Origin of the sequence: Mucilaginibacter yixingensis, assembly GCF_041080815.1 — a bacterium.
Lineage (GTDB): Bacteria > Bacteroidota > Bacteroidia > Sphingobacteriales > Sphingobacteriaceae > Mucilaginibacter > Mucilaginibacter yixingensis.
The window spans coordinates 4,695,095-4,719,830 of the sequence record NZ_CP160205.1; the positions used below are offsets into that span (position 1 = coordinate 4,695,095).

General features: G+C 47.4%; 28 protein-coding genes and 1 tRNA gene. 17 read left to right on the top strand and 12 right to left on the bottom strand.

The window, feature by feature from the left end; genetic code table 11:
• The first annotated feature begins 68 nt into the window (after nt 1-68).
• Genes hutH through ABZR88_RS19295 form a run of 8 tightly spaced genes read left to right on the top strand, consistent with a single transcriptional unit; the run spans nt 69 to nt 7,138 of the window.
• Nucleotides 69-1,619 (top strand): histidine ammonia-lyase, encoded by a 1,551-nt coding sequence (gene hutH / locus ABZR88_RS19260; protein WP_107827586.1) that lies wholly within the window; start codon nt 69-71, stop codon nt 1,617-1,619.
• On the top strand, nt 1,616-2,344 hold the full coding sequence (fabG, locus tag ABZR88_RS19265) for a 3-oxoacyl-ACP reductase FabG (protein WP_107827587.1): 729 nt from the start codon (nt 1,616-1,618) through the stop codon (nt 2,342-2,344). The genes hutH and fabG overlap by 4 nt, the downstream gene beginning before the upstream one ends.
• Nucleotides 2,345-2,346: 2 nt before the next feature.
• Nucleotides 2,347-2,784 (top strand): 3-hydroxyacyl-ACP dehydratase, encoded by a 438-nt coding sequence (locus ABZR88_RS19270; RefSeq protein WP_107827588.1) that lies wholly within the window; start codon nt 2,347-2,349, stop codon nt 2,782-2,784.
• The gene (locus ABZR88_RS19275) at nt 2,781-3,902 is read left to right on the top strand and encodes a beta-ketoacyl synthase (protein ID WP_107827589.1); all 1,122 of its coding nucleotides are present in this window, start codon (nt 2,781-2,783) and stop codon (nt 3,900-3,902) included. Before ABZR88_RS19270 ends, ABZR88_RS19275 begins: the two co-directional genes overlap by 4 nt.
• A 1-nt stretch (nt 3,903) precedes the next feature.
• The gene (locus tag ABZR88_RS19280; RefSeq protein WP_107827590.1) at nt 3,904-4,515 is read left to right on the top strand and encodes a hypothetical protein; all 612 of its coding nucleotides are present in this window, start codon (nt 3,904-3,906) and stop codon (nt 4,513-4,515) included.
• 2 nt (nt 4,516-4,517) lie between these two features.
• Nucleotides 4,518-5,717 (top strand): beta-ketoacyl synthase, encoded by a 1,200-nt coding sequence (locus ABZR88_RS19285; RefSeq protein WP_107827591.1) that lies wholly within the window; start codon nt 4,518-4,520, stop codon nt 5,715-5,717.
• Nucleotides 5,714-6,772: a beta-ketoacyl synthase chain length factor gene (locus ABZR88_RS19290; protein WP_107827592.1), complete on the top strand. Its 1,059-nt coding sequence runs from the start codon at nt 5,714-5,716 to the stop codon at nt 6,770-6,772. Before ABZR88_RS19285 ends, ABZR88_RS19290 begins: the two co-directional genes overlap by 4 nt.
• Before the next feature lie 3 nt (nt 6,773-6,775).
• A complete protein-coding gene (locus ABZR88_RS19295; protein ID WP_107827593.1) occupies nt 6,776-7,138 on the top strand; it encodes a 3-hydroxyacyl-ACP dehydratase in 363 nt (120 codons plus the stop codon).
• 144 nt (nt 7,139-7,282) lie between these two features.
• Here the strand turns inward: ABZR88_RS19295 and ABZR88_RS19300 are convergent, their stop codons facing one another.
• Genes ABZR88_RS19300 through ABZR88_RS19345 form a run of 10 tightly spaced genes read right to left on the bottom strand, consistent with a single transcriptional unit; the run spans nt 7,283 to nt 15,791 of the window.
• Nucleotides 7,283-8,323 carry a beta-ketoacyl synthase chain length factor gene (locus ABZR88_RS19300; RefSeq protein ID WP_107827594.1) on the bottom strand — a complete coding sequence of 347 codons (1,041 nt, stop codon included), beginning with the start codon at nt 8,321-8,323 and terminating at the stop codon, nt 7,283-7,285.
• A gap of 3 nt (nt 8,324-8,326) precedes the next feature.
• Nucleotides 8,327-9,511 carry a beta-ketoacyl-[acyl-carrier-protein] synthase family protein gene (locus ABZR88_RS19305; RefSeq protein WP_107827595.1) on the bottom strand — a complete coding sequence of 395 codons (1,185 nt, stop codon included), beginning with the start codon at nt 9,509-9,511 and terminating at the stop codon, nt 8,327-8,329.
• A gap of 6 nt (nt 9,512-9,517) precedes the next feature.
• Nucleotides 9,518-9,781 (bottom strand): phosphopantetheine-binding protein, encoded by a 264-nt coding sequence (locus ABZR88_RS19310; RefSeq protein WP_107827596.1) that lies wholly within the window; start codon nt 9,779-9,781, stop codon nt 9,518-9,520.
• The gene (locus tag ABZR88_RS19315; protein ID WP_107827597.1) at nt 9,782-11,059 is read right to left on the bottom strand and encodes an ABC transporter permease; all 1,278 of its coding nucleotides are present in this window, start codon (nt 11,057-11,059) and stop codon (nt 9,782-9,784) included. It lies immediately after the preceding gene.
• Between the two features lie 3 nt (nt 11,060-11,062).
• A complete protein-coding gene (locus ABZR88_RS19320; RefSeq protein WP_107827598.1) occupies nt 11,063-11,806 on the bottom strand; it encodes an ABC transporter ATP-binding protein in 744 nt (247 codons plus the stop codon).
• A 3-nt stretch (nt 11,807-11,809) separates the two neighbouring features.
• On the bottom strand, nt 11,810-12,823 hold the full coding sequence (locus ABZR88_RS19325) for a BtrH N-terminal domain-containing protein (protein ID WP_107827599.1): 1,014 nt from the start codon (nt 12,821-12,823) through the stop codon (nt 11,810-11,812).
• Nucleotides 12,813-13,220: a hypothetical protein gene (locus ABZR88_RS19330; RefSeq protein ID WP_107827600.1), complete on the bottom strand. Its 408-nt coding sequence runs from the start codon at nt 13,218-13,220 to the stop codon at nt 12,813-12,815. The genes ABZR88_RS19325 and ABZR88_RS19330 overlap by 11 nt, the downstream gene beginning before the upstream one ends.
• A gap of 16 nt (nt 13,221-13,236) precedes the next feature.
• The gene (locus tag ABZR88_RS19335; RefSeq protein ID WP_107827601.1) at nt 13,237-14,385 is read right to left on the bottom strand and encodes a beta-ketoacyl-ACP synthase III; all 1,149 of its coding nucleotides are present in this window, start codon (nt 14,383-14,385) and stop codon (nt 13,237-13,239) included.
• A 9-nt stretch (nt 14,386-14,394) separates the two neighbouring features.
• Nucleotides 14,395-15,294 (bottom strand): hypothetical protein, encoded by a 900-nt coding sequence (locus ABZR88_RS19340; protein ID WP_107827602.1) that lies wholly within the window; start codon nt 15,292-15,294, stop codon nt 14,395-14,397.
• A 5-nt stretch (nt 15,295-15,299) separates the two neighbouring features.
• Nucleotides 15,300-15,791 (bottom strand): hypothetical protein, encoded by a 492-nt coding sequence (locus ABZR88_RS19345; protein WP_146166492.1) that lies wholly within the window; start codon nt 15,789-15,791, stop codon nt 15,300-15,302.
• Nucleotides 15,792-16,160: 369 nt separating this feature from the next.
• Here ABZR88_RS19345 and ABZR88_RS19350 point away from each other — a divergent pair, with 369 nt between their 5' ends.
• The 7 genes from ABZR88_RS19350 to ABZR88_RS19380 all read left to right on the top strand — a co-directional run bounded on the left by ABZR88_RS19350 (nt 16,161) and on the right by ABZR88_RS19380 (nt 21,411).
• Entirely contained in the window at nt 16,161-16,967 is an 807-nt protein-coding gene (locus tag ABZR88_RS19350) for an SDR family oxidoreductase (protein WP_107827604.1), read from the top strand.
• Nucleotides 16,967-17,443 (top strand): 3-hydroxyacyl-ACP dehydratase FabZ family protein, encoded by a 477-nt coding sequence (locus ABZR88_RS19355; RefSeq protein WP_107827605.1) that lies wholly within the window; start codon nt 16,967-16,969, stop codon nt 17,441-17,443. Before ABZR88_RS19350 ends, ABZR88_RS19355 begins: the two co-directional genes overlap by 1 nt.
• Nucleotides 17,443-18,714 carry a beta-ketoacyl synthase gene (locus tag ABZR88_RS19360; protein WP_107827606.1) on the top strand — a complete coding sequence of 424 codons (1,272 nt, stop codon included), beginning with the start codon at nt 17,443-17,445 and terminating at the stop codon, nt 18,712-18,714. Before ABZR88_RS19355 ends, ABZR88_RS19360 begins: the two co-directional genes overlap by 1 nt.
• A gap of 2 nt (nt 18,715-18,716) precedes the next feature.
• On the top strand, nt 18,717-18,968 hold the full coding sequence (locus tag ABZR88_RS19365) for an acyl carrier protein (RefSeq protein WP_211309759.1): 252 nt from the start codon (nt 18,717-18,719) through the stop codon (nt 18,966-18,968).
• A 9-nt stretch (nt 18,969-18,977) separates the two neighbouring features.
• A complete protein-coding gene (locus ABZR88_RS19370; RefSeq protein WP_107827607.1) occupies nt 18,978-19,583 on the top strand; it encodes a 4'-phosphopantetheinyl transferase superfamily protein in 606 nt (201 codons plus the stop codon).
• Between the two features lie 476 nt (nt 19,584-20,059).
• Entirely contained in the window at nt 20,060-20,914 is an 855-nt protein-coding gene (locus ABZR88_RS19375; protein ID WP_107827609.1) for an alpha/beta hydrolase, read from the top strand.
• A 62-nt stretch (nt 20,915-20,976) separates the two neighbouring features.
• Entirely contained in the window at nt 20,977-21,411 is a 435-nt protein-coding gene (locus ABZR88_RS19380; protein ID WP_107827610.1) for a VOC family protein, read from the top strand.
• Between the two features lie 79 nt (nt 21,412-21,490).
• Here ABZR88_RS19380 and ABZR88_RS19385 read toward each other — a convergent pair whose 3' ends face one another.
• Nucleotides 21,491-21,847 carry a hypothetical protein gene (locus ABZR88_RS19385; RefSeq protein ID WP_107827611.1) on the bottom strand — a complete coding sequence of 119 codons (357 nt, stop codon included), beginning with the start codon at nt 21,845-21,847 and terminating at the stop codon, nt 21,491-21,493.
• A gap of 167 nt (nt 21,848-22,014) precedes the next feature.
• Between ABZR88_RS19385 and ABZR88_RS19390 the strand changes: the two genes are divergently transcribed.
• The gene (locus ABZR88_RS19390) at nt 22,015-22,716 is read left to right on the top strand and encodes a hypothetical protein (protein ID WP_107827612.1); all 702 of its coding nucleotides are present in this window, start codon (nt 22,015-22,017) and stop codon (nt 22,714-22,716) included.
• 182 nt (nt 22,717-22,898) lie between these two features.
• Here the strand turns inward: ABZR88_RS19390 and ABZR88_RS19395 are convergent.
• A tRNA-Glu gene (locus ABZR88_RS19395) sits at nt 22,899-22,970 on the bottom strand.
• A 376-nt stretch (nt 22,971-23,346) separates the two neighbouring features.
• Between ABZR88_RS19395 and ABZR88_RS19400 the strand changes: the two genes are divergently transcribed.
• Complete coding sequence (locus ABZR88_RS19400; RefSeq protein WP_107827613.1) at nt 23,347-24,735, top strand: mercuric reductase; 1,389 nt, start codon at nt 23,347-23,349, stop codon at nt 24,733-24,735.
• Nucleotide 24,736: the final 1 nt, after the last annotated feature.

The following is a 24,736-nucleotide window of genomic DNA, read 5'->3' on the forward strand; positions in this document are numbered from 1 at the left end:
CGCACCAAGTGCGGTAAGCTCTGCATATTTTTATACATTTACCCGGATAAAATCAACTTAAAGTATCTATGATCAATATCGGCCGCAGTCCGCTTTCGGTTTCGCAACTCGCCCGTATAGTGTTTGAAAATGAAGAGATCGTCATTGACGAGGATGTGTTAAACGAGGTTGATGTTAATCACCAGTTTCTTCAAAAATTTTCTCAAAATAAGCTTATTTACGGCATCAATACCGGTTTTGGGCCAATGGCACAATACAAGGTAAGTCAGGATAGCCTGATGCAGCTGCAGTATAACCTCATCCGCAGCCACTCATCCGGCAGTGGCAAATTAATAGAGCCCGCGCTTTGCCGCGCTTTAATGGTAGCCCGTTTAGGCAGCCTGATTCAGGCGCGTTCAGGTGTTCATCCTGAGATTATTGAACTGATTGCCCTGCTCATCAACAAAAATATTTTGCCTTGCATTTTTGAACATGGTGGCGTTGGCGCCAGCGGCGACCTGGTGCAGCTGGCTCACCTGGGCTTGATGCTGATAGGCGAAGGCGAAGTGCACTATCAAAACGCTATCCGCCCAGCGGCCGAAGTGTTTGCAGAGAACAACATCAAACCATTGAGCATCCACGTGCGCGAAGGTCTGGCTATCCTGAACGGCACATCGGCCATGACGGGTATTGGCTGTTTGAACATTGCCAAATCTCAGACTCTAATTAGCTGGGGCATCATGCTATCGGCATTGACCAACGAAGTGGTTGAAGCTTATAACGATCATTTCTCTACCGAACTAAACGTGGTGAAACATCACACAGGCCAACTAAAAGTAGCCGCGCTGATGCAACATGCGCTGGAAGGCAGCCAAATGATCCGCGACAGATCTGAGCACTTATATAATCCGGACAATATCGGTCATGATGTGTTTGAAGACAAAGTGCAGGAGTACTACTCGCTGCGCTGCGTAACCCAAATATTGGGCCCTGTTTATGACACCATTGCCCACGCCGAAAAAATACTGACTGAGGAACTGAACTCGGTAAACGACAATCCGGTGGTTGACCACGTGAACCATAACGTGTTCCACGGCGGCAACTTCCACGGCGATTATGTATCGCTGGAGATGGATAAACTTAAAATTGCCATCACCCGCGTATCTATGCTGGCCGAGCGTCAGCTGAACTACCTGCTTAATAACAAGCTGAACCAGAAATTCCCACCGTTCGTTAACATGGGCGTACTGGGCTTAAACTTTGGCATGCAGGGCATCCAGTTTACCGCGGTATCTACCGTGGCCGAGAACCAGACCCTGTCATTCCCGATGTATGTACATAGCATCCCGAACAATAACGACAATCAGGACATTGTGAGCATGGGCACCAACGGCGCGTTGTTAACCAAAAAGGTGATTGACAATAGCTTTGAAGTACTGGCCATTCAACTGATGACCATTGTACAGGCAGTTGATTACCTGGAGTGCCAAACATCGCTTTCGCCGTTATCAGCCAAAGTTTATCATGAAGTTCGCGCTATCTTCCCTGCGTTTAAAGAAGATCAGCCGCGCTACAAAGAGCAACGCCTCGTGCGGGAATACATGGAAGCCCATGCACCTTTAAAAGCATTTGAGGCATGAAGTGTGCACTGGTAACCGGCGGTTCAAGAGGCATAGGCCGAGCCATTTGTTTGGAACTGGCGCGCGAGGGCTATTACGTCCTCATTAACTATAAAAGCAACGCCCAGGCGGCCGAAGAAACGCTTGCACAATTAACCGAAGCAGGTGGCGCAGGTGAGCTGATCCCTTTTGATATTGCCGACGCAGCTCAGGTAAAAACCATATTAGGCGATTGGCTGACCGCCAACGCCGATAAACAAATAGCCATTCTGGTAAACAACGCAGGTATCCGCGAAGACAGTCTGCTGGCTTGGATGGAGGCGGAGCAATGGCACCGGGTGATCAATACCAACCTGGATAGTTTTTTTTATACCACCCAATTGGTGCTGGGCCACATGCTCACCAACCGCTACGGCCGCATTGTCAACGTGGTTTCGTTATCCGGATTAAAGGGACACGCCGGACAGGCCAATTACTCGGCAGCAAAGGCCGGGGTTATTGGGGCAACTAAGTCATTAGCGCAGGAAGTAGGCCGACAAGGCATTACGGTTAACGCCGTTGCGCCGGGCTTTATCAAAACCGATATGACGGCCGACCTGGACGAGAAAGAACTCCAAAAACTGATCCCCATAAAACGTTTCGGCCAGGCCGAAGAAGTGGCACATGCCGTGGCCTTTCTGGCATCGCCGAAGGCCAGCTATATTACAGGGCAGGTGCTGTCTGTAAACGGCGGCTTATATACCTAACAATGATGATGCAGTTACCTGTAACAGATATTGCCCCGTTAATTCCGCAAAAGCAACCTTTTGTGCTCATCAGCGAGTTACTATATGCCGACGAACAGTTAACTCGAACGAGTTTTACCATCCCCAAAGGACATGTAATGGTCACTAACGGCCAACTAACCGAAGGCGGATTACTAGAAAACATTGCACAGACCGCAGCCGCCAGTGCCGGTTTCATCGCTATCAATTCAGGACGAGCTGTGCAGGAAGGCTACATCGCGGCAGCAAAGAATTTTGAAGTTTTTAGCCTGCCCAAAGTTGGCGACACCCTGATAACCGAGGTAACGATGCTGGAAAGCCTGGGCGGGATGAACATCATTTCGGGCAGAGTGACTAAAGGCGAAGAACTACTTGCTCAATGCGAATTACGAATTATGCTGAAAGAGGAGACCGCAGGATGAAAGACGTTTTTGTAATTGGCGACAACCTGCTCACCCCGCTTGGCGCAACAACCGCCGGAAATTTTGAGCAGCTAAAAAATGGCGCAACCGGCGTTAAAGTTTATAACGATGCCGGCATTTCTGCCCAAACATTTGCAGCGTCAATGTTTCCGGCTGATGCTTATGCCGATAATCAACAATACACCAAGTTTGAACAACTGCTTATCGCTTCTATTAGCGATGCGCTGAACCATACCGGTATCGACCCAAAGCGTACCGATACCATACTGATTTTATCCAGTACCAAGGGAAATATCACCCTGTTGCAGGATGGCGACTACAGCCCTGAACGATTGAAACGGGCATCGCTCCATCATTCGGCGGCGTTGATCAAGGCTCATTTTGGCTTTGTGCATCAGCCTATATTTATCTCCAGCGCCTGTATCTCGGGCCTGTCGGCTATCCTGACGGGGGCAAGATTAATCAATGCCGGGCGTTATAAAAATGCAGTAGTTGCCGGGGCCGATGTGGTGTCGCGCTTCGTGGTGACGGGCTTTCAATCGTTCCAGGCGTTAAGCGCTGCACAATGTCGCCCGTTTGATCGTGATCGTACCGGCATTAACCTGGGCGAAGGCGCAGCAACTGTTATCCTTTCGGCAGAAAGTAAATCAACAACTGATATTAAAGTTGCTGGCGGCAGTTTAAGTGACGATGCCAACCACATCTCCGGTCCGTCGCGTACGGGCGAGGAACTGGGTACGGCCATCAAACAAGCGCTGCAAGAAGCTGTTTTACAACCGGGAGATATAGACATGATCTCGGCCCACGGCACGGCCACCGTTTTCAATGATGAAATGGAAGCATCGGCCATTAACTACGCCGGTCTGGCTGATGTGCCGCTGAATAGTTTGAAAGGCTATTATGGCCACACACTCGGCGCTGCCGGATTGGTTGAGGCGGTGATATCGATGCAAAGTATGCAGCAGGGCATTATCATCCCAACACCGGGCTTTAGTAACCTGGGGACAAAGCCGGTTAATGTGGCCAGTCAATTGTTATATCAGCCGGTTAACCGGGTATTAAAAACGGCCTCGGGCTTTGGCGGTTGCAATGCCGCCCTGATTTTTACCAAACAATAATTTGAAAAGCGAATATCAAATATCGGCCAGCTGTATCATCTCCGGCGGTACCATCAGCAAAAATGGCGAAACGTTGTTGAGCAGTACTGAGGGTATCGACGCGTTTTTGACGGCGGCCTATCATCACCTTGAAGGCAATTATCCTAAATTTTATAAGATGGATAATCTGAGCAAACTGGGTTGGTTGGCTGCAGAAGTGTTGTTGAAAGACAGTTTTGACAGCGCCCAATATCAGCCCTTTGAGATTGGTGTGGTTTTGGCCAATGCCAACTCCAGCCTGGATGCGGATATGCGTTATATAGAGAGCATTAAGGAGTTTGCCAGTCCGGCGTTGTTTGTGTACACGCTGCCCAATATTGTGATTGGCGAGATTTGCATCAGGCATAAATTCAAGGGCGAAAATTTATTTTTTATTCAGCCTGAATTTGATGCCGAAGCCATCGCCACACAGGTAGATTACCTGCTACGCGAGCAAAAACTCACAGCCTGCGTTTGCGGTTGGGCTGACGTGCTGGGCGCCCATTATAAAGCTGGTTTGTTCTTGGTTGAACAAAGCAACGGAGGCCAACCCTTCAATGCCGAAAACATGAATCGTTTATTTACTGCTATTTAGAAATGAGCGACAAGATTTACATAGCAGGTTTAGGTGCCATTTGCGCCATTGGCAATACGGCCGATGAATGCCTGACCTCTTTAAAAAAAGGGCAGGATGGCATTGGCGAACCAAGCTATCTGCGCACGGCGCATGCCGGTGAGATCCCGGTAGCCGAGGTAAAATTGAGTAACACCCAACTGGCTGAAATGACCGGGATGCCGACACATACCAGTCGCACAGCATTGTTGAGCATGGTAGCCGCAAAAGCTGCTATAGCGGATGCTGGTTTAGACCTGTCTCCCCTACGCACCGGCTTTATCTCTGCCAACACAGTTGGCGGGATGGATAAAAGCGAAGATTTCTTTGCCGATTTCATGACCGATGAACAAGCAGGCGATCTGGCTATGGTTCGCAACCACGAGTGCGGAAGTGTAACCGAATTAGTGGCCGATCAGTTGGGAATTAAGAACTACGTGACCACCATCAGCACAGCCTGTTCTTCTTCTGCTAACGCGATTGCACATGCAGCTCGACTAATTAAAGCCGGGATACTGGATGTGGCCATTGCAGGTGGCACCGATGCGCTCACTCGTTTTACGCTGAACGGTTTTAATACGCTGATGATACTTGACCGTCAGCATTGCCAGCCTTTTGATGAGAACCGTCGCGGGTTGAATCTGGGCGAAGGTGCGGGTTACGTGCTTTTGGCATCAGAAAAAATAGCCGCTACGCTAAAGAAACAACCATACGCACAACTAAGTGGCTATGCCAACGCTAACGATGCCTATCACCAAACGGCTTCATCGCCGGAGGGTACGGGTTCCTACCTGTCCATGTCAAACGCACTGGATCGGGCAGGTTTGCAGCCAGGCGATGTTAGCTATATTAACCTGCATGGTACGGGTACCAATAATAATGATCAGTCTGAAGCTACAGCAATTCAGCGTCTGTTTCACCCGCATTTCCCGCCGGTAAGTTCTACCAAATCATTTACGGGACATACACTAGGTGCCAGCGGTGGCATAGAGGCCGTGTTTTCAGTTCTGGCTATAGCCAACGGATTGGTATTCCCCAACCTGCGTTTGCAGGACGCTATGCAAGGCTTTGATTTTTCTCCTGAAAGGGGGTTGTTAACCGGCCAGCAATTGAATCACGTATTGTCAAACTCTTTCGGGTTTGGCGGTAATTGTACATCCTTATTGTTTTCAAAAGTATCATGAGGGCATATATCAGATCGGCATCGGCTATAACGGCACAAAATACTTTTGAACAGGAGCAGCTATTGAGCGACGTGATCAATTATGACACAGCGCGATTAAAAGCCGTTGAGCCCGATTATAAGCAATACCTGGATCCAAAGGCCATCCGCCGCATGAGCCGGATTGTAAAGATGGGCTTAACCACAGCTAAAGACGCTCTGCAACAAGCCGCGGTAGACCAACCTGACGCTATTGTAACCGGCACTGCTTATGGTTGCCTGGAAGATACTGGGGTATTTCTGAGAGGGATGATCGGTCAACAGGAACAAGATCTGTCGCCAACGGCATTTATCCAGTCGACACACAATACGGTGGGCGCACAGATTGCGCTCAATCTTAAGAGTCATCGCTATAACAACACTTTTGTACATAAAGGTTTTTCGTTTGAAAACGCGCTGATAGATGCCCTGCTGTTAATGGCTGAAGGCGATGCGCAACAAGTGCTGGCAGGTGCGATAGATGAACTGACCGACGACAGTTTTAATATTCTGAACCGCTTTGATCTCTATAAAAACGGAGACATCAACACAGCAGTTCTCTACGCAAACCCATCTGCCGGGACTATTGCCGGGGAAGGCTCAGCGTTCTTTGTGCTGGGTTCGACACCAAAAGATGGTGATATGTGCGTACTGGACGCGATGGAGATTTTCTATAATCCTGAAAGTGCGGCAGATGTGCAGCAAAAAATAACTGCTTTCCTGGCAGCACAATCTTTAACATCTGCCGATATTAATGTGGTATTAACCGGCAAAAATGGAGATGAGAAAACTGATCAGTTCATCGATCAATATACCAACGGCATTTTTGACGGTTCGCAGCTTTGCGCTTACAAACATTTATTCGGCGAGTACCCAACAGTATCAGGACCGGCGCTTTGGTTGGGCGCGGAGGTGCTGAAGAAACAGGCTGTTCCAGATGCCTTGGCGGCAAGCACAAACGCACCGTTAAACAAACTGCTCCTCATCAATCAATATAAAAACAAGTATTTTTCGCTGATGCTGTTATCGGCCGTTTAACCCATGTCTTCAACCCAGCTTTATACCATAGAAAATCTGCAAGTTGCCGACGGCAGTATTACAGCAACCGTTGTGCTCAACGCTGCGCACCCTATTTTTGAAGGTCATTTCCCGGGCCAGCCGGTATTGCCGGGAGCTTGTATGCTGGATATGGTGAAGGCCATTACCTCGGTGGCTCTTGGACAGCAGCTGAGATTGGTAAAGGCGGATAATCTGAAATTTATTACGCCGGTAGATCCGCTTGTTTCAGGTAAACTACAACTCAACATTACCCATCAGCCCGTAACCAACGGAATAAAAATCAAAGCGACATTAAGCGGCGAAAGCCCTTACATGAAGATGGATGGCGTTTTTGATATTGGGTGATTGAAAGCGGCGTTGTAGTAATTTGCGGCCGGGGTGCCATCCTGAGCATCGTCGAAGGGCGCGCAAAGGCCTGTTTGCTCGGTTAGGCCACCGCGCGTGTTTCGACAAAGCTCAACATGACACCCTTTTTTGGCTAAATCTTTATCAAGCTTTCTCCATCAGCATAAAACTGTGCTGATAGTTCTTATAGCTGTTATAAACTAAAATGCTATCGGGCGCAGCAGAAAGCTCACCCCGTTTCATTAGATGGGCGGGTGCAGTAACCTCACCAGAGGCTAAAGCCACGGCCAGCCACAAAGCGAAAGCCGATGCTGTTGGATATTCTCCGCAGAGATGCTTAAACCGTGCTACAGGCACATTCTCAACTAACACACCCTCACAAGTATTATAGCATTTTAACGACCGGATATCGCCGTTCTCCCCGCTTAACAGTAGTGATGGTTGTTTGCCGGACAAATGCTTTTGTAGAAATGCAGCCAAGCGTTCAGCTACCTTAGTTTCATCTGCCGTATTCAACATTTCTGCTGCCACCAATCTGGCTTTTGCCCCATCGGCTTTTCCGGAAATATTGAAAAGCGCAGCGCCTTCACCGGCTATGGTACCGGGAGTTGGAGCGTAAAAATCGCCTGGGTCAATTTGCTCTGCTTTATACCATCCGGCCAGTTGATCTATGGAATAATTGTAGTTGGTAATTTCGTCGGCTCCGCCTAATAGAAAAGTGCCTTCTGGTTGTTCTGATACCAGCATGGCTGCATCAAGCAGGGCGTTCTCAAATGCCAGTCCGCCGTGCACGTGGGTATTGGCATAGCAATGCAGGCCAAACATCATGCTGATCTGCGCGGCAACGCTGTTTGAAGTACTTTGCACAAAATTTGCCGGGCTTAACGTATCCTCATCATACTCGATGATCTGATCGAGAAACTTGCCACTCTCCTGCATACCCGCATTGGCCGTGCCGATGATGATGCCTTGCGGTGATGACTGTTCTTTAAGTAGCGGCATCCCGGCAATTACGCTCATGCGTACACCCCGGCCCATCCGGCGCAGTACATTTCCCGGCAGGGGTATTACATCAGGCTCTATTACCCGCAGTTGATTGTTTACCGGCGTCAACAAACTCTCCAGGTTTACCGGGGCAAACGTGTGTTGGGGCGATATACAACTGGCTTGATGAATGTAAAACATAAGCTAAGCGCGTGATACGATGACGGATGTACAATTGCCCCCAAAACCAAACGAGTTTGACATGACGTGCTGTAAATCGGTCTGATAATATTCTGTTACCGGTGTTAGTTGGGCAGGCTCGGCAGGGGTACTGAAATTCAGGTTGGCATAAACCTCGCCATGTTGCAGGCTTAGAATACTAAACGCTGTTTCAATAGCGTTTGCCGCCCCCAGGGTATGCCCGGTAAATGTTTTTGTTGACGCAAAGGCTGGTGGCCGACCGAAAAGACGCAGCATGGCCTGACTTTCGGCCTCGTCGTTATTCTCGGTACCGGTGCCGTGGGCGTTGATATAGCCAATATCTTCTGGTTGCAAACCTGCCACATTCAATGCAGTTTGCATCGCCATAAACGGGCCATTGCCTTCAGCTGATAAAGACGACGGATGGAAAGCATCGTTAGCGTTGCCATAACCGCTTACCCATGCCAACACAGGCTTACCAGCCAGATCTTCTTCGCGTTCTAGTATTAAAAATGCAGCCCCTTCTCCCAAGTTCAATCCCTTGCGGTTGGCGTCGAACGACCGACAAGGCTCGTCAGACAAGATGCGCAATGCATTAAACCCGTTGACAGTAAATTTTGACAAGCAGTCTGCCCCGCCAACTATGGCGCGGCGGGCAAAGCCGTTTTTGAGTAACCGGTAGCCATAAATAATGGCGTTGGCCGATGATGAACAGGCTGTGTTAATGGTATCGGTAACGCCCCCGATATTCAGCTTGCGCTGCAAATAATCGGCAACTGATGAATAACCGTAAGCGTTAAGAAAAGTGGCGTCCGCTCCATCGCCGTGACCGTTTTGATAGATCTCGTCGGTTAATGACACCCCACCGATGGTAGAGGCTACGATTAAAGCAGAACCAGGTTCCGCTAAGTCTGTGCTTGTCAAGTCTGCCTGCGCTACCGCCTGATTTAAGGCGTGCAATGCGAGTAAAGTGGTGCGATTAACACTCGCATCGGTAATGCCAAGCTGCTCTTTCAGCTGATTATCCGTCAGCGAAACCCGGCCCGCAGGCAGATGAGTGTAGCGGGATAGTAAACCGTTAGGCTGCACAATACCGGAACGGCCACTTACAAGCGCAGCGCGGCAATCGGCCACAGAAGTGCCGATGGCGCTGATAATGCCCATCCCGGTAACTGCAATACGATTCAAATGATTTTATTTGGCACGGTGCTGCTCCACATAGGCAGCCAGTGCGTTAATATCGGTAAATGCTTTACGCCCGTCTTTCGGGTCGTTTATAGTGATGCCGTACTCGCGTTTCAGCAGTACGATCAGTTCCAGCGAGTCGATAGAATCCAGGCCCAAACCGTCTCCGAAAAATGGCGTATCATCTGCAATGTCGGCAGGTGTCAGGTCGGTCAGGTTCAAAAATTGAATTACCTGGCTTTTCAGTTGCTCTTTTAATTCTTTGTTTTCCATCTAGATCAGGTTTTTTCTTTTCAATCCGGCAAAGGCGGCGGCCTGCATTACCACAATCATTATGAGCAATGGTATGAGGTAATTTACGGCATCCGGCAGTTTGCCATTTTCCAAAAATAAGATATTATATGCTTCAAGGCACCAGTGCAACGGCGATAAATTTAGAGCCACACTGAATGATGACGGCATGGCAAAGCTGGGGACCATCAGGCCGCCAATGGCCGCCAGTATTACAATAGATATCGCGCCGAAGCTATTAGCTTGCTCCTCGGTATTAAAAAACACACCGGCACAAACGGCATAACTTACCGCGGCCCAGCCAATAATTAGTGTAACCACAAAAAAGCCCACCACATCATGCGGCACTTGCAAGCCAGGCAACCCAATTACCGGGAACAACCAAATACCAATAGCAAAAACCACCAGTGCTTGCAAAACAGTAACGGCCAAGTAAGTAAGCTGCCGCGCAAACAGAGCCAGCGCATAACTGGTTGGCAAGGTTTTTAAACGCACAAAGCTGCCGCTCCGCTTCTCGCGGATGATGCTACCCGCCAGCGATATGATGACGAAGAACATAGCGAAGATGGTCCACGCCGGTACGTTGTGCTGGGTGGCATCTGGCGTTTTAACATCCTGCCCCCCTGCTACCGCACGCTCGCGAATCTGCGTTTGATTTTGCAGCAGTTCGTCCTCCATTTTAGCCGGTAGCGGCTTATCGTTAATGGCCAGATAAAGTTGGCGAAGGGTTTCTTTGCTTTCTACAATCTGCACGGCACTACGCACGGCGCCTTGTACCGAGAGGTGGTAGGATTCTGGCAGCGACGGCTGATAGTAGACATCCAGCGGTAAATTGCCGGCAATATGCCTGGCGCTATCCCCCTCAAGGCCAAAGCTTTTCATCGCCTTGCCTGCGGTGCTTTGGGCTTTGTACAGCACATCGCCGGTAAACGATGCAGGGATGGTAATGGCCAGTAATGCATCTTTTTGATGCAGACCTTCACGCAGTTGCCCGTCGGTAGTTTTGCCAGGGAGTTGTTTAATGCGGAACAACCCGGTTTTATCCAGCGTTTGCAAAAACTCCTGGCTTAGCCTGCCGGTATCACGGTTCAGCAACAACACCGTCAGTTTATTTTTATTGAGCAGTTGGAAAGTGCTGCTCTGAATATTAGTAACCACAATAACCAGCACCACCGGCATCAGGAACATAAAGGCCAGACCGATTTTATCGCGTAGCAAAACGCGTAAGTCTTTTATGATAGCGGCCCTTAGTTTATACATGATTTAATCGCGATAATGGTGACCGGTTAAATGCAGGAACAGGTTCTCCAGGTCTGTCTGCTGGTGTTTCGCTAGCAGCTCGTCCATGGTGCCGTTAGCAATGATTGCGCCGCCGTCTATCATGGCCAGGTTGTTGCACAGTTCTTGCGCCTCATTTAATTGGTGCGAAGTGTACACCAGCGTGGTGCCCTGGTTGTTTAGCTGTAGCAAGTATTCAATAATAGCGTTGCGGGTTTGTACATCTACGCCCACCGTCGGTTCGTCCAGGAAAAGAATTTTGGGCTGATGAATGACGCCGATGGCCAGGTTAACCCGCCGTTTCATCCCGCCTGAGAAGAGTTTCACTTGTTTACAACGAACATCGGCAAGACCCAGCACCTCTAACAGCTCTGTGCTTCGGCTACGGATCTCGGCCTTACCTAATCCAGCCCAGGCTCCAAAAAATTCCAGGTTTTCTATGGGGGTAAGCTCGTGATAAAAAGAAAAATCCTGCGGAACGAGGCCGAATAGTTTTTTTATCTCACAACTGTTAACGAGTGGCTGGCCGAAGAGCTCAATCTTGCCCGATTTAGGCTTGAGCAAACCTGTCATCACGCTCATCAATGTGGTTTTGCCGGCGCCGTTTGGACCAAACAGACCAAAGCGATCGCCAGCACCAATAGTAAGCGCAAGGTTATTGAACGTGTAATTATCGTTACCCGGGTACCCAAAACTGAGTTGCGAAATATGTACGGCGGGCGCTTTCAATAATTACCACTTAATATTGTTGAGCGCCTTAAATGCAGCGGTTTCTATCTGTGCAATTTCTACCAGGTAATCGGCCATCTGGTCAAAATCAGCCTGGCTGCCCAGTCTGCCTTTATAGATGCCCGCCGCCTGTACGGCAGATGTGCGCCATAAGTCGCCCGCCTCCGTAAATTTCTCAGATAGTGCCAGCACTTCATCGCGCTTTACGTACTCATGAGCCTGCTGCAAAAAGGCAGCATAAATATAACGAAACCCGCCGCCGCCTGTACCAATTTCCTCCTGCATACGCACCAGTTGAGCCAGGTAAAGACCGGCTTTCTCCTGCCCCAACTTATCGCGCCATTTGCGGATGTGTTTGGCGGTATAGTCAATCCCCTTAGTACCCGCAAACCAACCCGGGATGCGCAGCATCTGATTGACATTCATTTTGATACCGCTGATGATGGCCTTGCGCATGCGCTCATCATCAATACGATGATCGCCATCTGCCGGGAAATAAATTTGTCCCTTTGGCGCCAGTGCCCCTTTTGCAAAGCGTACCCGCTCCAGTTCATAACTAGTGAGTTTGGTGGGATGCTCCATAATGGGGTCGCTAATCAGGTAATCGTCGCCCTCCTTGCCAAAAACAATGAGGTTATGAGCATTGAAGTGAAACCGATACTCGCGCGGGAAGTACGACAGGTAATAAACCCCCACCTGGCAACCTGCGGGTTTGCCTGCGTTGAGTGTCTCCTGTAAAAAAGCCTCAGCCTTTTCTTTCGAGCTGAATTTTTTGCGAACGATGGGAATACCCAGCGCTTTGCAGGTACGCTTAAAGATCAGCCCCGGAAAGGTGCGAAAAGCTATTGCCGGTCCGTTATTGATCTTAATAAACGGGATATAAACATAAAACAGCCCGGCGCCGATGCCGAAAGCCAATGGCTCGGTAATTTGCTCTACGCCACTGTTTTTTAAAAGACTGGTAATTACCCCCGACTCGCAATGTGCGGACTGGCGGTGTTCAAAATCAACTTTCATGCACGGTGAGGCTTTTCAAATCGCTAACGGATACATTAAAAGCACCGGCATATTTGTCTAACTGTTTAGCTGATAATTTATTAAATGATTGTGGGGTCATGTGGCGTTTAATCTGCCATTTCCAATAGCCGGTATAGTCGGCCAGCAGGCTCAGATCCATCAGGCGGTATTCCATAAAAAACAGGATCGGGCTAGCCTCCCCGTTCATCACCTTCTGGCGGGCCGCATCTACACGTTTGTCAATATCGTTCCAGGCCGCATCAAGGGCGCTCTTTTTCACATCCCAGCCGTTGCTCAGCTCGGTAGTGTAATGGCCGTCTTTATCGGTTGCGTAACAAATCTCTTTGGTAACTTTTCCCAATGCGCCGTCATCCTGTGGTACTTCTTCCTTCTTCATGGCTTTGGGTACAAATTTAGCAAACTGTAAGCATAGCGTACATATAAGAGAAACGCGCGCTCTCAGGTACCAGTAACAGTATGCGTTCACCTTTTTTCAGTTTGCCGCTGTTAAACAGTTCGTCAATCATTAGGTAGATGGATGCCGCGCCCACGTTGCCAACGCTGTACAGATTAATAAACCATTTCTCGGCCGGAATGCCGCCGCCGTACTCATCAATCATATCCGCAATCTTGCTGCGGAAAAAGTCGCTGGAAATGTGCGGCAGGAAATGATCGATATCATCAGCCTTAAGGCCTTTACGCTCAAAGATCTCTTTGATTTTGGCGCCACCCAGCGGAACAATGTTATCGCTCAACAAACCAATATCCTGCTTTACGCTGAAGATAGAGTGATTCATGATCTCGTCTGGCGTATAGTCCATGAAACCTTTCAGCGTGCCGTCGGGTTGCTTTTCGCCGCCCATATACATGCAGGTATCCATCTGGTGGGCGTATGATACGCCTTCTATCCAATCAATACGCAGGCTCAAACCATCCGGGTTCGGCTGATCTTCCAGTAAGAAAGCCGCCGCACCGTCAGACAACATCCAACGTAAAAAATCTTTTGAAAAAGCGATGTACGGGTTAGCGTCCATGGCTTTCAGTTGCTCTACCTCCTCCTCAAAAACGTTAGATACCAGCAGGCCCGAAAAACGCTCAGAGCCCGTAGCTACCGCTTTTTCGGCTTCGCCGGATTTTACGGCCATGTAGGCATATTTCAGCGCATGCATCCCCGCACAGCAAACACCCGCAGGTGATACCACTTCAATACCACCGGCCTCGGGCAGCCAGCCGTGCGTCATTACGCCGTGGCTGGGCATCACCTGGTCTGGCGATGAGGTACCGCATGACAGCAGATCAATCTCCTTCAGTTTAGCCTGATCATCATTAAACAGGTTGCGCACTGCAAAAGCCGTCATTTGCGCATTGGTATGGGTAGATTTTCCACCTTTTTCAAGTGCGTAATAACGGGTATGAATACCATTATTGCGCAGCACAATCTTTTTAGATTTAGAAGGCTTATTATTAATATACCCCAGGTACTCCTCCATCTCATCGTTTGAAACAGGGCTGTTGGGAAAGTAATGCGAGGTTTTATTAATATAAACTTGTTTTAAAGACATAAGTATATGTTAAGCTAACAGTTGGTAGTGTTTTGTTTTAGCCTTTATGCGCCTACCCGTAAAGGGGCGCACCAGTATGGCGTCTAAAATAAATAAAAGCGGGACACCAAAAAAAAGCGCCACAAAAAGATAATATTTAAAAACGCTGAGCCAGGCCGTCTTATTACGGCGCCTGGCAATGAACCTGGCCCAAACCCTGAATATGATTCGTGCTTTGCCCTCGGCCAGCATCAGTTTGTATATAATTTTTACGGCGCCGCTGTCAACCAGCGTTTGCTGCATGCCGGTGTAATCATTTTTATCCAGGTGCGCCGCGGCTATCTGGCCAAAATCGGCAGTTTTTAAAATATCCTCCTCTGCAACACCCGGAGGCGGGAAAATGTTTAGATAGCGGTCTTTTTTTCCCGTAAGCATCCAGTAAAAGATGGTAACAAAGCTCACCAGGTTATGATGTTGATCAAACAGCGCCACGTTACCCACGTGGTCTGCACCGGCATCAAGCAGCATTTTTCTAACCCGGTCATACGCGCTTAACCACATGTTACGGGCGGCCGATATGGTGATGACCGGTGTATCTTTCAGCACCGCCAGAAAATCTGGATGATGCAGCAGCGAGTTTGACGGAATGCTTGGCGACAGAAACCAGGGCTGATACCCCAGCACAATCAGATCATATTTTTGATGCGGAATGGTGAAAGGTTTGAGGTCTGTTGGATTACCCAGCACACAATCGGGCATTACACCAAAAAAGCGCTTGCCCGTCCACGGAAAGGTAAACTCTTTAGCCGTTTCAATCCTCACCACATCAACCTCGGCACCGGCGGCCCGTAACGGCGTAATGAACTGATCTATGACCTGTACCATCTGCCCCGACTGGCTATAATAAATTGCTAGAACTTTCTTATTCATCGGGCTTAAAGGTCTGACGGATGCAGAATTTTTGAGGTTTTCACATAGTCGGCCAAGGCCTCTTGTGCGGCAGCCGGCATTTCTTTGTGGTGCTTGATTATGATTGCCGCATCGGCAGCCAGATCGGCTTTGTATTTCACCACTTTCGGAGCGTTCTCTTCAATAATCAGACGCAGAAAATGCAGTTCCGCATCGCCGGCATTATTGGCAATAGCGGTTTCGAGTTTTATACGGCCCTCTTTAAAAGTATTGAGTTTTTCTTTGGCTTTTTTTAACAAGCCGGCTTTCTTCATCAGCAAAGCGCCCTGATAACCTTCTTTTTGCTTCCACTGACTGTCTTTCAACGTGCCCAGTTCTGCAGTAATAGCATCGGCATCGCCGGCTTTCAGCAATTCATAAACTCTGGCACGACTGGCGGCCGGTTGGCTATACGCCACTTGCAGGCTGACAATCAGCAACAAGAACAAGGGGCAAAGTATTAGTTTTCCTATTTTCATGACATTGGGCAGACAATCCAAATATAGAGAAACTTTATCGGCGGCGGCACACCTCTGCGTTTTACCCCTTACCTTTTTTATGCTGCGTGCCATATTATCAAATACTTTTATTTATTTTGATCTCAATTTTTGCATTTACCAAAGCTGTTGTTTAGTTGAAGTGAGGCTTACAAGCCTCACCTAAATGGCGCAGCCTTCATGAGTACATTTAAAGATATTATTTCGAATAATCCTCTCCAAAGGAGAGGACTTTAAGCTCAACTTTTATCAGAACCCTCTCCTTTGGAGAGGGCGGGGTGAGGCTTATAAACAAATACCTGTTGTTTAGGGGTAGACAAGAGATGTTATGAAAAGTTTAATTATTAAAAAGTGACGCATCCAACACAATTTTCAGGGTGCTGGGCGGTTGTTTTAGGTGGATCAAGTGGTTTTGGGTTAGCAACCGTCAAGAAACTATCTCGTCACGGAATGAACGTTGCCGTATTATATCGCGAAACGTCCATCGGTCACAAGGCCGCACTCCATACTTTCAAGGAATTAGAGGCCGAGAACAGCAATGTAATCCGGGCCTACAATCTGAATGCGCTTGATGCGGCAGACCGCGAGCGTTTTATCAATGATTTTAAAGAGCACAATAACGGCGGCAAGGTAAAACTGCTGCTGCACTCCATAGCCCGCGGCAATGTTAAACCGCTGATCTGCGATTCATCAGAGGCAGGCGGCGAGTTGAGTATGGAAGATATCCAGCTCACTACCTACGCCATGTCTAACAGCCTGTTAGATTGGGTACGCTTGCTGCTCAACCACCAACTGTTTGATGCCGATGCCCGCGTAATTGGCCTGACCAGCGAGGGCGCTCATAAATACTGGAACAGCTACGCAGCAGTATCATTGGCTAAATCATCTTTGGAAAGTTTAGCTACCTACTTAGCAGTTGAAACCGCCCGCTTTGGTATTAAAACCAACGTGATCCAGGCCGGCATTACCGCCACGCCATCGTTGCTAAAAATACCCGATAGCGACCAGCTACTCAACCACGCTACCGCACGCAACCCGCTTGGCCGAATGACCACTCCTGAGGATGTGGCCAACGTGATCTACCTGCTTTGTACCCCTGAGGCAGCCTGGATAAACGGCTCCATAATTTATGCCGACGGAGGCGAGCATTGCCGCTAATGAATACGCTGTATCAGCAGGTATTAGACCAGCTGCCTTATAAGTCAAGTTTCAGGTTTGTAGATGAAATTGAGCATCTCGATGAAGAAGGCTGTACCGGCCACTACACCTACAAACACGATTCTTTTTTTTACGAAGATCATTTTCCGGGCAACCCGGTTACCCCCGGCGCCATTGTTACCGAAACCATGGCCCAGATAGGCTTGGTGGTGTTAGGAATATACCTTATATTACCAGAACTGAACACTAACAAAGAAACTGAAAACAACAAGCCCGTTTTTCCGTTGCTTACGTCTGCAGAAGTATCATTTTATAAGATGGTACTGCCTGGCCAGAAAGTAACAGTTATATCAAAACGAGAATATTTTCGTTTTGGTAAACTAAAATGCAAAGTTGAAATGCTGGACGAAAATAAAGAAACAATAGCCATTGGCGTTTTTGCCGGTATTATACAAAATATGAGGGGTGCCAAATAATGAATAAACGTGTTGTTATAACCGGCATGGGAGTTGTATCTCCAAACGGCGTTGGCATTCCGGCATTTTTGGAGGCACTGCAAGCGGGCAAATCCGGAATAGAATTTGTGCCGCTTTATGAGGAGCTAAAGTTTAGCTGTCACGTAGCCGGTCGCCCTGATTTTGTTTGGGAGGAGTTGCAGGGCAATTACATATCAGACGTTACTTTCTACGGCCTAAAAGGCACCAACATTGGCTACGGCATCCGCGCCGCGCTGGATGCCTGGCGAGATGCCGGCCTGAGCACCGATAACGATGAGCCCCTATGGCACGCCGGCCTTGTATTTGGCAACAGCACCGCCGATACCGAAGCCATGCGCAACGTAATTACCCGGGTTGATAACAAGGAAGCCAAAAAACTAGGCTCGCGCGTGGTCGAGCAAACCATGAACAGCGGTGTGAGCGCCTATATTTCGGGCAGGTTAGGGCTGGGCAATCGCATCATCACTAACTCATCTGCCTGTGCAACCGGCTCACAAGCCATTTTAATGGCTTATGAATATATTAAAAACGGCTACGCCACCACCATGCTTACCGGCAGCTGCGAGCATGTAGACACTTACGTTTACGGCGCTTTTGACTCCATGCGGGTATTATCGCGCAAGTTTAATAATGAGCCGGAGCGAGCATCAAGACCCATGAGTTTGACCGCCGGCGGTTTTGTACCTGGCTCTGGCGCTGGTGCCATGGTACTGGAAGAACTGGAAACAGCTCTGGCGCGCGGTGCTACTATTTATGCCGAGGTTTTGGGCGGCGCCACCAATAACGGCGGTCAGCGTCAGGGTGGCACCATGACGGCCGCTAACCCGCAGGGCGTGATCAGGTGTATTAATGATGCCTTAACCTCGTCAAACGTACAGGCTGATCAGGTTGACCTGATCAGCGGGCACCTTACCGCAACTTATGCTGATAAGGCCGAGCTGAATTACTGGGCAACGGCGCTGAACAGACGGGGTGATAATTACCCTTACGTTAACTCGTTAAAATCAATGATCGGGCATTGCCTCAGTGCGGCGGGTTCTATAGAATCGGTAGCGGCGGTGTTGCAGCTAAAAGAGCAGTTTATACACCCCAACATCAACCTGGAAGATATTGACCCGGGCGTTACCGAGATTGCCGGTATTGAAAAAATACCTGTAACAACTTTAAAAAAAGATATTAATATTGTAGCAAAAGCCAATTTTGGTTTTGGCGATGTAAACGCATGTTTACTGTTTTCGAAATATAAATGATAATGACCAGACAAGATATTTTAGACGAGTTAAAGAAGGTGTTGGCCCCTTATACTAATGATAAAACCCTGCTTGAGGGTGTGAATGAGCAAACCGATCTTTTAAAAGATCTGAAAATAAACTCTGCCAACCTGGTTGATATTATTATTGATGCCGAATCTAAATACAACATTGAGATTGATTATGATGCGGCAGAAAAAATGACCACCGTGGCCAATTGTATCGACGTGATACAGGAGAGAATGGCCCAATAATTTAACACATTGCCAAGCATCGGGAATGACATCGTTGATCTGCGTTTAATTGACGCCGACAGAAGTAGACAGGCCCGTTTTTATTCAAAAATACTAGCGCCGGATGAGCTTGATTTATATGAGCCGCTCGGCGCTTTTTTAGCTTTTGAGCATTTTGTATGGCTTTGCTGGACGATAAAGGAAGCCTCCTACAAATACAGTAAGCGACTACATCCGCAGTTGCTGTTCTCTCCTCCCCGCACCGTTATCTTAGACCTATCAGTGTGTCAAAATGCCGATGATGGGAACCACTATGAGGGAACGTGCTCAAACGGGTTTTCTACCGTGTATTTTCAATCATCGCACACGGCAACTTACATCCATACTATTGTCAATGTTGCGACAGACCTTAGCCAAATCATTGCCAAAGCCTTTATTGTAGACCCTACCAAAGCATCAGCACAAACCCACGCGCAATTATTACAGCAAGCCGCGCAACTATACCCAGGCAAAGCAATAAGAATAGAAAAGAATGCCGACAACGTGCCTTCGCTAATGGTTGATGCCCAAACACATCCCATATCCATAGCTCATCATGGGCAATATGGCAGTTTTGCCATCGCAAACAATCGTTGAGTTAAATCCGATTCCAGTTATTTACTAAAGGGCAAAATTATATTCCTTTTAAGAATGCGATTTTTACCATTAATTTATAACTCTCTCACCCTGTAAGGCGTATACATTTGCTGATCCGCCTGGATAAACCTACATCGAAGAACATACTTATTGCTAAACTATGGAGAACGCCTTTTTGCCGGTCTGCTTTTTTTTGACCTTTTTATTGATGCTGATAACGGCACTCATTGTTACCCTTTGTATTGTACGCCGCAACACCCATCGGTATCTAAAGAAATTAAAAGCCGACCGAAAGGCAAATTTTCACAAAAAAGCCGGGCATCCAGATTCAACGCAATCTATTAAAGCGGCTTAATTAAAACACCATTTCAAGCGGTTAACACCTCTGTCTCAATTATCTTACAATGTTGCCAGCAGCTTTTTTGTAGAGATTGATTAATATTGATATTACCAATTAAACCAACCTGGGTAGTATCATGAAGAAAATTTTAACCACTATTACGTTAGCTATGCTGGCCATGTCTGTATTTGCGCAACAGCAACAAAAAATTATTATAAAGCTTTGGCCAAACGGCGCTCCAACCAACAGTGGGCTGACCGGTCCGGAGCAACAACTGGAGAACGGCCGCGTAGGCAACATTACCGACCCGACGTTAACCGTTTATCCGGCAAAAAAAGGCAACGGCATGGCTATTATTACCTGTCCGGGTGGCGCATACATCCGTTTAGCCATGAACCATGAAGGCTATGATATGGCCGACTGGTTCAATGCGCAAGGCATTACCTACGCGGTATTGAAATACCGCATGCCTAACGGGCACCCAGAAGTTCCGCTGGACGACGCGCAGCAAGCCATTAAACTGATGCGCCAACACGCTGCCGAGTGGGGCGTAGACCCGAACAAAGTGGGCATTATGGGTAATTCTGCAGGAGGACATCTGGCATCAAGCGCGGCCACGCATTTTACATCTGATAAAGATCGTCCAAACTTCCAGATCTTATTTTATCCCGTGATTGAGATGAAATCAGGAAGCGGACAGATGTTACTGGGCAAACAACCCTCGGCCGAGCTGATGAAGAAATTTTCTAATGACCAACAAGTAACGGCTCAAACGCCACCAGCTTTCATAGCCTGTTCTGCTGATGACCATAGTGTGCCACCTGTAGATAATGCCATCAAATATTTCAGTGCGCTTACTGCCAACAAGGTACCGGCTGCGCTGCACGTTTACCCTGTAGGCGGCCACGGCTGGGGTTATAATGATAGTTTTATTTATAAACGCGAGTGGACTGAGGAGCTGGAGAAATGGCTAAGAGAGTTATATAAGTAATATCAAGCCCTCTATTAAGACCTACCGATCCATCTATATCAACAGCGTTAAAAACAACTATAATGAGAGCAATTAATCCCTGGATCAATTTCAATGGAAATGCCGAAGAGGCATTCACTTTCTACCAATCAGTTTTTGGCGGCGAGTTCACCAAGGTTATCCGTTTCAAAGACCTATCGAGCGCCGAATTCCCGGTGGCCGATAATGACGCCAACAAGCTCATGTACATAGGCTTACCTATCGGCAATAACAACGTATTAATATCCAATGACGTTCCCGAGTTTATGGGCCGGGTAAACGAAAGCGAAAACAGGTCTAAAATATATGTTGTTACCGAAAGCCGTGAAGAGGCGGACAAAATATTTAACGGCCTATCAACAGGCGGAGATGTTGAAGGCCCCATTGGCGATAGCCCATGGGGCACCTATGCCGGCATGTTTAGAGATAAATATGGCATTGAATGGATTGTGGAATTTGACCCTGGCGTTAACGGATAAACTTTAGAATCCCTTTCAATAAAAAAGCCGGCTAGCTGTGGTTAACCGGCCTTTTTATCGAAGTCTATAGAGAGAACAATCACTCTTCAATCTTTTCCAGGATTACTATTTTATCAGGGTTATTTACATCAATCAAAATATTGAATTTTTCACCCTCCTGTGGCGTAGACCAATATCGATATGCCTGTTCAACATTTACTTCTCTCGTTCCCCCACCCTCATCAATTATTTTTAATAATATATTCAATACGCGCCGTGCATCAAGTCCTGTTCCATACTCCACAAAAGTATTCTCTATACAAATAACCTCTCCAATCGCAGCTATCCCATTTTGAATCTGCGCTTTATCCCTGGGCCTGCTAATTGAAACGCGAGCTATCAAAATAAAACATCCTACAATTATCAAAAACACCAAGAAGATTAATACTAGAGCCATTGGATCATTTATTTTAAATAAAAACTCAATATAAGATAAGGGTAGTTTTTATTCCCGCCAGAGTTTTCAAAAATTAATATTTCTAAAAAAAGCGAAACCCAAAACAATCCTTTTCATCCCTGATTCGAACATATTTGATTGATATTTGCAAATATCAACACCTAAAGATGTACACCGTAGAAACTCAGGTTCGAATTAATTACAAATATCTCTTTTTAACATTAGGCGGCTTATTAGCAATATTAGCTTTCGCATGGTTTGTTCTTACATCAACCGAAAAACACACGTATACATTTATTTCATGCATGGTTGCTATTTTCGGATACATTGGGTGGCAAATTTACTTTACAAGAAAGCGAACGCGAATCGTTTTTAGTTTTGAAGATCTTCTTCTTATCCATATTTATAACTCGCGGAAAAATTCATGGGAAAAAGCTCATGAATTTAATTATGCTGAAATAAAATCGTTTCTATTTGATGTTGCAACTAAAGAGTCATGCAGCATCGGAATCAATCTTATCGATGGGCGCAAATTCAGATGGGTGCTGTGCTCAGAAAAAGAGCTATCCACAGAACTAAAAAAAACCTTGGCATTTGAAATATTTGACCAGTTACGCAAGACTAATCCTAATATTAGCCCAGCTAAACCTTTTTTTGCGACGAAGTGGGGAACCGGACTTGTAATAGTTCTTGTTATATCTGTAGCTATCAATATTATAGCTCATTTGATCTACGGAATGACAACGCAATCCTTAATAAGCTTACCAACTACTTTGGGACTTTCCGTAATAGCATTTGCAGCCAGAAGTCAGCAGTTGTCGATGTATAAAGAAATTAAAGATGCTGTAGGCCAAGATCAAACAAAGTAAGCATTCGATATCTGTTGTTGCATTCGCTCGCGGCATGCCCCCTAAACCCTAAACTAGCGCAAGTATGCAGCCGGGGCAAAACGCGGCGTACTTGTGCTCTATGTTACATGCTTTATGGCGCCACCACAAAACACCGCATAACACAAAAGCCGATCAACTTTCGTTAACCGGCTTTAATTCCGTAGTCCATAGGGGAATCGAACCCCTGTTTCCAGAATGAAAATCTGGCGTCCTAACCCCTAGACGAATAGACCATGATGTCATTTTAGATTCGCTCTCTTCAGAACAAATCTCCCTTTGTTTTGGGACTGCAAAGATAGTCACCAAAAACACTTTTTAAAATTTTTTTTAAAAAAAAGTTACATCTCATTAAAAATCAGGGCAATTAATTATTTACACAAACAAATCGCTGTATTATTTCTTTAAATTCAGTTAACAGATAATCCTTAACTTTACTTCACCCAAAACTACCCCTCAACCTATGAAAGCGGCCTGGAACAATCATTTGATTGCCAAAAGCGATAATATCAGCTACATTAAAACCGCCTTCAATGCGGATTCACGTCACGCTAAATCTGCCGCTCGCCCAATAAAACATCAACCCTTTTTGAAAGGAACACAGGTAATCGCATGAACACACATTACGATTGTATTGTTATTGGTGCCGGACAAGCCGGCACACCACTGGCAAAAAAACTAGCACAGGCCGGCAAAAAAACAGCGCTGATTGAAAAACGTTACATTGGCGGCACCTGCGTTAATGACGGCTGCACGCCAACCAAGGCCATGGTAGCATCGGCCAGGGCGGCGTATCTGGCCGGGCGATGCAATGACCTGGGTGTGCATATTGACGGCTACCGTATTGACATGCCGCGCATCAAGCAACGTAAAGACGAGATTGTGCTTCGCTTTCGCAACGGCAGCCTGGAGGGACTGAAGAAAACCCAAAACCTTGATGTGATTTTTGGCGAGGCTACTTTTACCGGGCCAAAATCTATCAGCATCAACCTGAACGATGGCGGCACGCAGGAATTAACTGCCGATCAGTATTTCCTGAACACCGGCGCCACGCCCATTATTCCAGACGTTGAGGGCATCCTTGATATTGATTATTTGACCAACACTAGTATCCTCGAACTGGACAGCGTTCCATCGCACTTGCTTATCATTGGTGGTAATTACATCGGTCTGGAGTTTGGGCAGATGTTTCGTCGTTTCGGGGCCGAGGTAACCATCATAGAGCGTTCTGAACGGATGATGCCGCGCGAGGATGAAGACGTGGCCGACTGCATTAAAAACATTATTGAAGAAGATGGCGTGAAAGTGCTGATCAACGCTACCGTCCAAAAATTTGTAAAAGATAGTTCAGGACAGATTGCCGCTACGGTATCTGCCGGGGGGATTAGTCAGCAGATCACTTGTTCGCATGTGCTAATTGCTACCGGTCGCAAACCGGTGACTGAAAACCTTGGGTTAGACAAAGCCGGTGTGGAGACTGATGATAAAGGCCATATCAAAACTAACGATCACCTGGAAACTACAGCGCCCGGCATCTATGCTTTGGGCGATGTACGCGGTGGCCCTGCGTTTACCCACATCAGCTATAACGACTATACCATTGTTTACCGCAACCTTTTTGAAGGGACGGATTATGACATTAACGACCGCCCAGTGCCCTATTGCATGTTTACCGACCCGCAACTAGGCCGCATTGGTTTGAGTGAACAGGAAGCCAGAAAACAAGGCATGGACATTAAAATAGCCAAGATACCTATGGCATACGTGGCCCGTGGCATTGAAACCGGCGAAACCCGCGGTCTGATGAAAGCCGTTGTTGACGCCAAAACCAAGCAAATATTGGGTGCAGCCATCATAGGCGAGCAGGGCGGCGAAATTATGACCGTGCTGCAAATGGCCATGATGGGCGGCATAACGTATGATCGCATCCGCTATTGCGTGTTTGCGCACCCGCTATATGCAGAGTCGCTCAATAACTTGTTTATGGCTATTAAGGATTAAC